7 protein-coding genes are annotated in these 12,447 nt (G+C 51.3%); all 7 read right to left on the reverse strand.

Annotated elements, in window-relative coordinates; genetic code table 11:
• Positions 1-5 precede the first annotated feature (5 nt).
• Positions 6-845 carry an SDR family oxidoreductase gene (locus C5Y83_RS24490; protein ID WP_105332425.1) on the reverse strand — a complete coding sequence of 280 codons (840 nt, stop codon included), beginning with the start codon at positions 843-845 and terminating at the stop codon, positions 6-8.
• Between the two features lie 88 nt (positions 846-933).
• The gene (locus C5Y83_RS24495) at positions 934-2,334 is read right to left on the reverse strand and encodes a hypothetical protein (RefSeq protein WP_146117911.1); all 1,401 of its coding nucleotides are present in this window, start codon (positions 2,332-2,334) and stop codon (positions 934-936) included.
• A gap of 160 nt (positions 2,335-2,494) precedes the next feature.
• Positions 2,495-4,543, reverse strand: a complete 2,049-nt coding sequence (locus C5Y83_RS24500; RefSeq protein ID WP_105332427.1) for a tetratricopeptide repeat protein — start codon at positions 4,541-4,543, stop codon at positions 2,495-2,497.
• Between the two features lie 109 nt (positions 4,544-4,652).
• On the reverse strand, positions 4,653-6,746 hold the full coding sequence (locus C5Y83_RS24505; protein WP_158262502.1) for a tetratricopeptide repeat protein: 2,094 nt from the start codon (positions 6,744-6,746) through the stop codon (positions 4,653-4,655).
• Between the two features lie 212 nt (positions 6,747-6,958).
• A complete protein-coding gene (locus C5Y83_RS24510; protein ID WP_105332429.1) occupies positions 6,959-9,010 on the reverse strand; it encodes a tetratricopeptide repeat protein in 2,052 nt (683 codons plus the stop codon).
• Between the two features lie 204 nt (positions 9,011-9,214).
• Positions 9,215-11,254 carry a tetratricopeptide repeat protein gene (locus C5Y83_RS24515; RefSeq protein ID WP_105332430.1) on the reverse strand — a complete coding sequence of 680 codons (2,040 nt, stop codon included), beginning with the start codon at positions 11,252-11,254 and terminating at the stop codon, positions 9,215-9,217.
• A gap of 87 nt (positions 11,255-11,341) precedes the next feature.
• Positions 11,342-11,872, reverse strand: coding sequence for a hypothetical protein (locus tag C5Y83_RS24520; RefSeq protein ID WP_105332431.1), 531 nt, complete (start codon positions 11,870-11,872; stop codon positions 11,342-11,344).
• Positions 11,873-12,447: the final 575 nt, after the last annotated feature.

Consider the following 12,447-nt stretch of genomic DNA (forward strand, 5'->3'; position numbering starts at 1 on the left):
ATTAATTAACCGCCGTGAGCGAAGCCTGGATAAAGACACATCCCCCCGTCGATTACCAGGCTCGCTCCGGTAATATAATCCGCCTGATCAGACGCTAGCCAAGCGGCAGCCCGACCGATGTCTTCCGGCTCGCCAATGCGATTGTACGGGACCAACTTCATCAACGAGTTGTACGCTTCCTTGGTGTTCCAAGCTTCGGAATTGATGGGCGTCCGAATCGCACCCGGGCATAGGCTGTTGACACGAATCCGGAATGGCGCAACTTCTTGCGCGATGCTACGCATCATCTGCATGATGCCTCCCTTTGAGGCAGCGTAGTTGACGTGCCCTGCCCAAGGAATTGTCTCATGCACGGAACTCATGCAGACAATTTTTCCTGCCGAGCAAGAAACCTCTTCGACAACGCCACGTTGTTTGAATTCGCGAACCGCTTCGCGTGCGCACAGAAACTGGCCAGTTAAGTTGACCGAAATGACCTTCTGCCATTGGTCGAGCGTCATTTCGTCGAAGGGAGCATCTTGCTGCAAGCCGGCATTGGCCACCAAGATGTCGATCGTCCCAAACTTATCCTTCATTTGCTGAAACATCCGTTGGACGTCTTCTTCTTTCGAGACATCCGCGCCGACGACCAAGGCCTGCGAGCCAGCAGAAGTAATCGTTTCGGCAACTTCGTGAGCTTCATCTTCATCGCTGTGGTAATTGACGACCACATCAGCTCCAGCTTCACCGAGGGCAATCGCCACCGCTTTGCCAATACCGGAGCTGCCTCCGGTGACGAGCGCCTTTTGGCCCGTAAGAATCTTGAGAGGTTTACATTGAGGAAGGGGGATGTTGATGTCAGTCATGTCGTACCTTTACGAGTTCGAAGCGATCATGCATGGATCAGAAAAGACCGCAAAGGATGTGCCAAAATCAATTACTGGGGTTAGGCGTTTATTCCGCTTGTAAAATGGCAGCGACGTTGCCCAGATGTTTTGGTGGTACAATTTCGTTGCCGGAAAGCTGTTCGTCGCTTGCTATCGTTCCTTGGTCGACATCGATCCAGGTAACATGCCAACCGGTTGACGAGGGCTTTGCTGCGTTCCATTTCACTTCGCGTGCTTTGTCGCTCTTCGGAAAGAAGAGAACGATTGTGCCGCCTGATTGCGTGGCGGCGGCATAGCATTCGTTCGGTTCGTTGGATTTCAGGGAATTCATTGCCGGTACCCATTCCCACGCCGGGACTTCGTTGGTTACCAGTCGTGCAGCCTTGATACAAGCAACCGCTTTATCGTTGATTCCCAACCCGGAGTCTGGTCGATGGAAGCGAATCGCCGCAGCGCCTCCCAGCAGGTGTCGCCAAAATCGTTCGATCGCATCTTGATCGGAATGGCCAAACTTGTTTCCGTCGGCCCCATACGTTTTGGTGGTGTTAATTGGACGAGGCGATTTGCTGAGATAATTGCGAACGTATTGAAAGTTGTCCCAATGCTTCTGCCCGCTATTGTGATTGTTTTGACTGACATCGACAAAGGTGTAGATTTCGGGATGATCGAAGGTTTGGCGATGACGTTTCGCTGTTAAGTTCCAATCATCCCACATTTCGGTTACGGGAACCGACTTTTCGATTGCGGCAGCGCGCTTCTGGATCAGGGTCGCCCAATAGGTTCCCCAAGCGGGCTCGGCGGCGGTCTCGTTATCGATGCAATAGAGCACGTGATCGTATTTCAGCGAATGATCGAGCATCTTGTTCACAAACGCTTCTTGAACTTGAAGAAGTGGTTTGATGTTCCGCTGTTTGGGAGTGGAAAAGAAAAATGGTTGATCATTCTTGCCGGGATGATTGGGGTACCGCTTGGCCAGCTTTGTTTCTTCCGCTGTGTAGTTTGCGTTGTTGATCGGATTGTAAGGATGGTTCTCCCAACGCTTCGGATCGCTACTTCGGTTGTCCGTGTAATCAAAACGATCCCATACTTCGATCTGGACGAGGATTTTACGTTTGGCGGTTTCCTCAAGGAACGATTCGAAGCGATTCCAGTACTCTGGATTCCATTGGGTAAGGTCGTACTTGCCGTCGTCACGCTGGGCAAACGGATAGACCTCCCAGCCACCGTCTTTGCGATCACTCATCGTGTTGCGAACGTAATTGCCACCTGCGGCGGCAATGCGATCTAACTGCGGAATTAACTTTTCGGTGGGCCACTGAAACAAGTTGTCGTCGTCGCTACCACCAAGTAGTAAGACCGGCTGGCCGTCGACCGACCAATACCAATGATCTTGTTTCCAAGGTTCGATAGCGAATGCGGGACGCGGGGAAAGACAAAGAAGGGCCATGCAGGCGAAAACAGCGGACACCAAAGTCCGCCTTGTCGGGGCGAATCGCATCGGTTTGACTCGTAAGCGGAGGGAGATAAGAGGGAAGGGGTAGGCAGGTGATCTTCCCATGGCGATCCGCGACAATCAAGCCGAAAGTTGGCCTGGTGGATCTCTCTGCATTCTTAAGACTTGGACCTATTTATTCGTCTACGAACTGTCCTTTGCCTACCAGTTCCCAGTTTTCGTGATCGAACGACCATTTCGCCTCGGTCGGGGCCAAGCGAATCCAAAGTCCGCGCTTTGTGTCGAACAGCTCGACGAATTCGCTTGTTCGCTTCAGCTCGCGGAATCTTCCCCACCGCTTTATGTTGGCGTTTTCTCTCCAGTTCTTGTATTCATCCCAGATGATGAATTCTTCTTGAGAGGCAATGAAAATGCCAGGACGCCCCGATTCGTCTGATGGGTAGCGAAAACGCCACTGTGTAATCTCATCTGGGCTGGATGCCGTGTACGAGGGATCGTTAACTTCTGATAAGACACCTAAAACACGAGAGATTATGTTGGCTTCGTTTTGCAACGACTCGATTTTTGTGTCCGCCGCTAAGTCGGCTAACGCCTCTTGAGCTTGCTTGGTTTCCTCTGGGGGAAGAGGATTGAGCGATGTGTACTTGGCGAGCGAGCGAAAACCTTGGAGAAGACGTTCATGTTGATCGGGCTGTGAATCACGCAGTGCCAGCGTGAGGGCATTTAGCCACAGTTCGCCCCAAGCTTCGTGTTCGGAAGACTCCTGGAAATCGTTCTCGGACAGGGGCTGACCTTGCAAGAGCTTGGCAACCATTTTTGTCGTGTGCGTGGCAAGCTGTTTCTTGACAGTAATCTCTTGAAGCTGATTCTGTTCGGCTCGACCTTTGCCTTGCTCAAGGGCTTTCATTTTGAGCTGGTCAACGCGAGCTTTTGCGAACTCGTGCATGTTACGGTAGACGAACGCTCGCGTCGCATAGAGATCAGAGTCGTTCGGTGCGAGATCGATACCTGCTGTAAGATCGGCAAGGGCATTTTGAATCTGACCCGATCGCCATTTCGCAAACGCACGATAATGGAACCAATCCGCGTTCTTAGGCTCCAGCTCGATGGCCTTCGTCCAGTTTGCGGCTGCCTCTGAAAAGCGACGCGTATTTTCTAAAGCAACGCCACGATAATAATAGGCGTTAACATCCTTCGGATTTGCGGCAAGGTATTTGTCCCAGTCCTCGATCGATTTTGCGTAGGCATGCATCTCGAAGAAGATCGTCGCGCGGAGCTTGGCAGCGGAAGATTTATCGGGGGAAAGCTCGATGTACTTGGTGGCATCGGCAATGGCGGACTCGTATTTGCCGGCCTCGGAATGAAATACAGCACGAACACGATACATACATACCATGCTCGGATCGCGATTGAGTACGTAAGTTGCTTCCTCGGAGGCGGCCGCGTAATCTCTCAAAGCGAATAATGCTCGGGCGTGATGATAGCGAGCAAGTAGGTTATCTGGGTCGTGTTGGATGACTTGACTCAAATCGTCTTTGGCAATTTCCAAGGCTTGCGGTTCGTGTTGTGAGCCGAGGATAACATAAGCTCGGCAATACCGGGCCTGATGATGTTTCGGATCGATGCCTATCGCTCGGTTGAACGACGCTTGGGCTTGAACTGGTCGCCATTGTTCGAGATATATCTTGCCTTCGGCGAACGATGTTTCCGCGTTGTGCGGATCACGCATGACGGCCCTATTCATGTCGTCTTCGGCCTTTTTGAATTTGTTCTCCTTCTGCCAGAGATAACCACGGCGAATGAGTGTCTCGGCCGAGCTTCCCTGAATCTCGATAGCCTCCGTCAAGTCGCTAATCGCAGCTTGCCTATTGCCCAGATTTTCATTAAGGCTAGCTCGGAGTAGCCAAAGTTCGGCGTCATCTGCGTCTTCCCTCAATTTCTCGGTTATCTCTTCAAGCTGCTTCTCTTGACGTTGCCGTTCTGCTTGAGCTTGCTTCGCGGCGATTCGCTGCAGTTCGGCATCCTTGTTCGGATCCTCGGCTGATCCCCCTGGCTTAAGTTTCCATGGGCCAACGGCAGCTTCGACGGCAGAGAGACTCTCTTCCTTACCTGGAGAGCAATCGGCCGCGACGACAATGGCCGATGCGTCCATCGACAGGAGGCCGATGCCAAGTAAAGAATAAGTGAGAAAACGAAGCGGTAGCCGGTAAACCGATTCGGACATTTGTGGACCTTTATCTCGAAGCAGAAGCGAAGGAAGGATGCGAGGGTGGTGCCCACTCGGTCTGATCGGTTGCCAAGTTGGCTAAGCAATGGATATTGCCAAACGACGCTTAATCGTCCTCGGAAACGCGGATAAGCGCCTTGCCAGAATACGTTGGCGGCTTCTTCACGTTCTTAGTATAAGATTCTCCCTCGCCCACTAACTTCCACTCGCTGCGATCTGTCGACTTTTCGTACTTCGTCTTACCGAGACGAACCCATGTTCCCGTCCGATACGAATACATCTCGACGTATTCTGCCGTGCGACCAACTTCCTTGTAGACATCGAAAACGCGGACTTTCCCGCTTCCGTTGAATTTCAACTCGTCCCACATCACAGGTACCGCGCCGACATACTTGAAGTAGCCGGCTCGCCCCTCTTCGTCCGCGGAATACTCGAAGCGGTCGAAGCGGATCGGGTTTACGTGGTTCTTGAAGGTATTCGGATCGTTGATCTCAACTAGGACGGGAAGTCCTTTACGTAAGATCAAGGCGTCCTGCTTCATTTCCTCAGAGTGATCATCCTCGACAATCGCATCGAGTGCGGCCATGGTGGGGGCAATGTCGATTTCGGTAACCGGCTGGACCATCACGTACCGAAGAAATGTTTGCATTGCCTCCATGCCGCGCTTTTGAACAGCTTCGTTCGGAGTAGTAAGCAATGGAGTAATTTCACCGAGCCAAACGGGAATATAGGCATCGTTGTTGGTGAATTTGCGGAACGCAGTGATGTCAAGTGATTGCCCATGACGGTGCGCAGCGACTTCTTCGACCACATGCTGGACAAGTTGTCGCTTCTCCTCGTCTTGTTCTCGGTAATACTTGCTCATTGTGTTCTGGCGACGATGCGTATGCGTTCGTGCCATCCAGTTAGCGAACCGAGCTTTCGCATCCTCACCCATCGTCTGATAGACCGACTGACGTGAGTTCCAATACTGCGGGCTTAAGGGGTTAACACCTTCCGCCTTATCGATGTCGGCAAACGCATCGTCGTAACGATGCATGCTGACATAGGTTCGCGACCGTTCGATCAAGTGATCTGGGTTATCGGGCTGAAGCGAAATCAGCGCGTTCCAGTCTTCCAAGGCTTTGTCGAACATCCACAACTCGTCATAGCAGCGGCCCCGGAAGTAATGCCCGTCGATCGCGTTTGGCTCGGACTCAATATAAACATTCCAGTCGGCAATCGACTTCTCGAACTCTCGCAGGGCGTAATAAGATTTGGCCCGCAAACGGATACGAGAGACGATTTCCGGCTTGAAAGCCATATAGCGTGTGGCATCGTAGATGGCGAGATCGTACCTTTCGAGTTGAGAATGGATTTTCCATCGTAATAGGTACAAGCACTCAAGATCGGGATCTTGGGTCTGAACGTAGTCCGCGACACGCGCCGCTTCTTCAAGTTGCCTCGTGGCATACAACACTTTCGCAAGATCGAAATGCGCTTTGAGCATCTCGGGATCGAGTTCGATGACCTGCTTTAGGTCGGCGGCCGCGAGCTGCAGGCCTTTGTCGTCGGGGCGTCCACCGATGATCACATAGGCCCGGTTGTAGCGAGCCATCTTATGCTTTGGGTTGATCTTGATGGCTTTTGAGTAACTATCGAACGCCTCTTGAATCTTCCACTGTTCCCGGAATACTTCCCCTAAGGCGAAGTAGCCTGCGGCGCTTTTTGGATCGAGTTCGATGGCTTTTTCGGCATCCGATTCGGCTGGTTCAAACTCATTTTTTCCGAGCCACATGTGGGCTCGACGAATCAAAAGATCGGGGGACTCGCCTTGACGCTTCATTGCTTCGTTCAGGTCGCTGATTGCCGCGTCGTATCGCTTCAGCTTCTCGTATAGGCTGGCACGATGGGTCCAGATTTTGACGTTGTCTAAATCGGTTTGCAGGCGATCGGTCGTTCGGCGGAGGTCTTGTTCGAGACGTTCTCGCTGAATCCGCGCACGTTCTTCGGCCAAAAGCCGCAGGTCGGCAGAATTCTTTTCCTGCGCGGTTGGCTCTTCACTGGCAGGCTCGATTGCCCCGAAGAGGACTTCGATGCTGGGCAAATCATCGTTCGCATCTGGCTCACACCCGATGCTTAGCCTGGTGGATGGAATCGTGAGGCTTATCGACAACACAATTGCAAAGAATAACCGCAGCGGCAGTTGGCGAGCCGACATCAACATCCGTGACGCTCCGAAAGAGTAATAAGACTGAGCGAAGGGGCTACGCCCAGGTTAGGGGGGAGAAGCGTCTGTTGCAAGCAACTTATACAGATTTAATGGCATTTCCCCAAGCGTTGACGAAATCTTCCTTGGCGCCCGCCTGACCGGTGCAGGGTGATGAAACATGATCGGCACGGAAGTGGGTTGCAGTCGCCCTCTGGCAGGAACTACTTAGACTTCTTCTCTTCCTCTTTCGGAGCGATCTTCCCTTGAGCGAGAACGGTCCAGTTTTTACGATCGCTCGACTTGAGCACTTGATCCTCCTCCAGGCGAATCCACTCGCCATCACGAAGACTTAGTAGTTCGATGTAGTCGCGAGTTCGCTTAATTTCGCGATATGCCTTTCCTTTATTTCGATCGTTCTGGAAGTATATCCATTGGTAAGGCGTTCTACCTCGGCGTAAGCTTTGTGTGTTGCCAGACTCATCAACGGCGAAGTCAAATCGATCGAAAAATAGGGCTCCTGGGGTGCTCATGCTCTGATTTGGATCATTCGCTTCTACTAGTGCAGCAAGTACTCTGGCTTCCAGTCGAGCCTTATTTCGCAACTGTTCTGGCTCATCGCTTTCCGCGATCTTCGTGAGCGCGGCGACCAACTTGTTCGATTCCTTTTCGGGCAGGGGATACAAGTCGACGGCTTCAATAAACATAGTGACATACTTCAGCTGATTTTCGATCGATGCCTTTTCGGGATTGGCCAATAGCTTGGAAAGGCCGATGGTCCACAGCAAGCCCCAATCTTCATGGTCGTCGTAAATATTGGAACCAAACTGAGAATTCGCGAGTGGATCCTCAGCTTGTATTAAACCAATTTGTTTGTCGACATGTTTCACGAGTCGGATCCGTTGTTGCTCGTACCGCGTTTCGGGATCCCCATTTGAAATATGATTATTGGAAGCCTTCTGGCTTTGAATCATCTCGGCGTTGGCTTTAACATACTCACCAATCATCTCATAGAACTCGCTCCGGGCACGAAAATATTGTGGGTACGATCTTGTGTCGATTGCTGGATTGATGTCTGCCAATGCACCTTCAATGTCACCTGCAGCGGCTTTGGTCTTGGCGCGCTCTTCGAGCCAATTGGACTTAAGTCTTGGACTTAGTTTCATGAGTGCCGTCCAGGCCGCGATCGATTCATCGTAGCGTTCTGTGGAACGTAGGGCTTCGGCACGTCCTTGAATTGCATCGACATCATTCGGATACTCCTCAAGGTAGATCTTCCAGTCATCCAGCGACTTTTCGTATTTCCCCATACGAGAATAAATTTGTGCGCGGACTCCATGACGCGCCGCGATATTGGGAGAATAAGAGATGAACCGGTTGATGTCTTTCAAGGCAGCTCGGTACTTGCCCATGTTCATGTAGATTCGGCAGCGAAGGTAATACATGCATTCGGTATCTGGATTGTGTGAGAGGATATAGGTAGCCTCTCTTGCCGCCTCTTCGTTTCGCCACATCGCGTGCAGAACTCGGGCAGCTTGATAGTGGGCGGCCAGCAAATCGGGGTCGAGAGTCAGCACTTTCTTCAGATCATTTGCCGCCGTTTCCAATTGCGTGCTGGAGGGACTCCCATCAACTAAGAGATAGGCTCGGTTATATCGCGCCAAAACATGATCGGGGTTTAACTGCAAGACTTTGTTGAAACAACTCTTGGCGGTCTCGGTGTCCCATTGCTCCATGAAGACTTTGCCCCGCGCGTAATGAGCTTCTTCGTTGTCAGGCTCCAGGCTGATCAAAAGATCGGCGTCCTCTTCCGCCTTCTCAAATTCATTCAACGCTAGCCACAGACGACCGCGCTCGAGCAAAGCATCTGTTGCCTTCGGATCACGTTTGAGGATTTCGGTATAGTCGCCAATTGCAGCCTCACGTCGTCCTAGCTTCTCGTAGAGGTGCGCCCGCGTGTTCCAGAGATTGAGGTTATCAAGATTCGTTTGCAGGCGATTCGTAATCCGACGGATGTCTTGCTCCAGGCGTTCTCGCTCGATTTTGAGACGCTCTTGCGCGATTCGCTTCAGCTCGGCATCCTTTTCGTCCTCAGTCAGTACTGGGAAGTCGCGTTCGATCGGGCCAGCCAACTCGGCAAGAGCTTTCCGCGAATTGCCTACCTCTGGCTCACAATCGGAGCCGACCGCGCGTGGTAACTCGAAGAGGGTAGCTTGAATGGAACCGAAGAGCACCAACGAACAAGCCACCCAGAAACGCATTCCGCAGACTAACATGGGGCCACATCCTGAGCAGGGAAGTAACGATGAGGGGTGTGGCCATCCACGTTAAGAGGCGGTACGTTAACCTGTCAAGGGAAAAACGTGTCTTTTTGAAGTAGGTGAAAGAGACTTTCACCTAGGCACATCTTAAGATCGGCCTGATTCTTCATGGAATGTGGTTATCGGGACCGCATACAAATACAACAGCCGATAAGCTACTTACTTAGCGATCACTTTCCCTTCGCTAATCAGATCCCAACTTTCCCGGTCTTTGGATGTTGTAGCTTTCGTCTCGCTCAGGCGTACCCAAACCGCACGATTCAGGTCAAACATTTCGATATATTCCGGCGTTCTTTTGATTTCCCGGTAGAAGTGCGTCGGCTGGCCGGGGATACTTTCGGTCCAGCGGTGTCCGTACTTTTTGAATTGAACAGGCTCGCCACTTTTACTTTCGAGATACTCAAACTTCTCGAACGACAAGCAGTTCGGTTCGGTTATCTTATTGTCAGGCTCGTTAACGGCCTTAAGTACTTGCAATGTCTTGATTTGGACTTCCGCCATCTCTTTGATTTGTGGCGTGGGTTCCGACTCAGACAGTTTCCGCAAGGCGGCAATCGCTTGCTGAGTTTCCTTTTCCGGTAGCGTATGAATTCCAATAGAATTTATGAAGGTGTTCGAGGCGTCTAGTGTGCCTTGTTGGATCTTGGGATCCTTCGTACTTGCAAGCAATTGGGTTAACCCTTCGAGCCAAGGCCCAGTCCAGCCCTTCGCTTTGAAGACACTTGCGTTGTGATGCAGTGAGAACTTGTTGCCTTGCGTAGGAATTCCCTGTCTGACACGAGCAAGTTGTTCCTCAACATTCCGACGAAGTTCCAGTTGCTCGGCGGCGAACTCTTGTTCGAATTTGTCCAATCTGTTTTGACGCTTATATCCCGCCATCATCGCTTCATTCGCCATTGCGCGTGCTCGAGGAAACTCACCCATTTTGGTCAAAATATTTTCTAGATCCCCGTCTAACCCAGCGGGAAAATAGCTCACTCGTTTTGCGGCTTCAATGTCGGCCAGGGCTTCATCGTATTTGCCCATTCCGGCATAAGCACTCGCGCGAAACCTTATGAAGTCGGAATTGTTAGGCTCCATCTTGACGAGTGTATCCCAGTCGGCTGCTGCTTCCTCGTACCTTCCTAAATAGCCGTAAGCTTTTGCTCGCGACTTATATGGCTGCCGGGCGTGCTTCATCACCGAGATGTACTTGGTCCAATCTTTCACGGCTTTGTCGTACTCCTTGCGCTTTTCGTATACCAACGCCCGAAGGCCGTAGCGAAGCATGTCGTCTGGCTCGAATAGGATGTAGCGAGTAGCGTCGTGCAATGCTTGATCAAGTTTTCCCAAATCCATGTACGCTTTGCAGCGATACAGGTACGTGCAATCCGATTTCGGATCATCCCAGATAACGTAATTCGCCTGTCTAATTGCCTCTTTCGGCCTTCCCGAAATATAAGCAGCTCGGACGTAGAAGTAGCGAGCCTGCATCATGTCAGGGTCTAATTCCAAAGCGGCGGCGAAGTCTTTACACGCTAATTCCGCCATTTCCTCCGTGATTCGCCCGTTGATTAAGATATAGCCCCGATGATAACGAGCCATCTTGTGTTGTGGGTCGAGTTTGATCGCCTTCGAAAACTCGTTATACGCATTTTGAGTTTCCCACTGCTCCTGAAAGAGTTTTCCGCGAGTGAAGAAAATGTCTGCATTTTGCGGCTCAAGCTTGAACGCTTGTAGAAGCGCGTCATCCGCTTTCTGGAATTCGTTGAGATCCTGCCAAAGATTCGCCTGGCGGATGAGCAGATCGACCGATTCTCCTTGCAACTTCATTGCTTCGGACAAATCACTGACTGCGGCTTCACGTCTTTCCAGTTGCTCGTAAATGCGCGCCCTGGTGAGCCAAAGTTGAACATTCTTAAGAGACGTCTGCAAGCGATCGGTCACGCGTCTTAAATCCGCTTCCAAGCGTTCTCGCTGAATCGTCGCGCGCTCTTGCGTAATACGTTTCAACTCTGCATCTTTCTGCGCTTCTTCCGTTTCGTCCAATGCCGCCCGTTCGATCGGACCGAATACCTCTTGGATACCACGCGGGTCGTTGTTGGGTTCTGGTTCGCAACCTGAGCCAAAGGCATTATATGTGGTGGAAACCGAACTTCCGAAAAGGATCATCCCTACGAAAAGAAAAGAGGAGATCGGTCGGCAGAGTTGTCCATTCATGACAGAGATCCTACGGCATGGAGTCAAGACGAGTGGGTGCGTCCATCCAAGGTAGGGGGTGCCCGTCGAAAGTCAAGTAGTAAGGTGCTAATCAAGTGGCAGCATCGGTCTTGGATGATCCCACTGTCGGGCGTCGGCGATCTCTTTATATCGCTTCCGCCAATCGGTACCGAACGTGTGTACGAACGCCGCTTCGATGTCGGGGGCATCGAGATACATGACCATGTGCGCTACATTGAAGAATGCTCGACCGTCCCTTGTTGCCAAGTCCAGATACTCTTCTCGTACGTCTCGAAACGAGCACATCTCGGCGAGCAAGTTTAGCGAAATATTTGCGAAGCGATTTTTGACGGTCCAATAGGGAGACTCTCGCGGTTCTGAACGCAAGTCGACAAGCTCTTGCGGCACGATGCAGTCATCACGGTCGGTCACCACAAAAAAGCAATCGCCGACCCAGGAAGAGAGATGGAAACCCAACTTCACTTCAGGACTGAGAAGCGGTCCCAGTCCACGCGGACTCTCACCACGCAAGATCCAGCGCAAACTCGGACCTCCTAAATCAAAGGTGTCGAAGTACTGCCGTTTCGTGAGGTTGGCGACTAGGTAATCGATACTCATCGCGGCACCGATAGATCGACGGAAAGATGGAAAGTTTTATGGCTCGACGCGGTAGATAACGCGACACAGAAAATACGGAGGCAGGATACAAACAAAGAGTCCTAACACGATAAATCTCCCCTGCTCGTTTCAGGAAGACGGACAGCTACTCGTTGTGCTATTGGGATATCGCTAAAATTACATCAATGACAAGTATTTTCCAAAACATGCTACAGTGTACTGCTGAGGGAATCCAGATGGGCTCGCGAGCTAATATTGCACACAAACATCCAATACCGAAACCGATTACACCACACAGCGCCCTTGTAACATCGTTACCAGCATCTAAAGCGATTAAGTATGGAGTTAGTGCGGAAAAAATGCCAACAAAGGCCATGAGCGACATTAAGTCAGAAATCCGAAACCGACCTTCTCTTAATCTGTTTGGAAAAAACACAATAAAAGGGAGTAGAAGCTGTTTCAAAACCTACGTAAACAAATGAGCCCGCACGCTACGTGCATGAAGGCCTGGTAAATCCACGAATGATGTTCGTACCGCACGACAAGTCGACGGAAGTTGCCGATCCACGAGATCG

The organism is Blastopirellula marina, from assembly GCF_002967765.1.
Classification (GTDB): domain Bacteria; phylum Planctomycetota; class Planctomycetia; order Pirellulales; family Pirellulaceae; genus Bremerella; species Bremerella marina_A.

What these genes read in the sequence shown, in the direction of transcription:
- C5Y83_RS24490 (WP_105332425.1), bottom strand. Translation starts at nt 845, where the DNA reads ATGACTGACATCAACATCCCCCTTCCTCAATGTAAACCTCTCAAGATT.
- C5Y83_RS24500 (WP_105332427.1), bottom strand. Translation starts at nt 4,543, where the DNA reads ATGTCCGAATCGGTTTACCGGCTACCGCTTCGTTTTCTCACTTATTCT.
- C5Y83_RS24520 (WP_105332431.1), bottom strand. Translation starts at nt 11,872, where the DNA reads ATGAGTATCGATTACCTAGTCGCCAACCTCACGAAACGGCAGTACTTC.
- C5Y83_RS24515 (WP_105332430.1), bottom strand. Translation starts at nt 11,254, where the DNA reads ATGAATGGACAACTCTGCCGACCGATCTCCTCTTTTCTTTTCGTAGGG.
- C5Y83_RS24505 (WP_158262502.1), bottom strand. Translation starts at nt 6,746, where the DNA reads ATGTCGGCTCGCCAACTGCCGCTGCGGTTATTCTTTGCAATTGTGTTG.
- C5Y83_RS24510 (WP_105332429.1), bottom strand. Translation starts at nt 9,010, where the DNA reads ATGTTAGTCTGCGGAATGCGTTTCTGGGTGGCTTGTTCGTTGGTGCTC.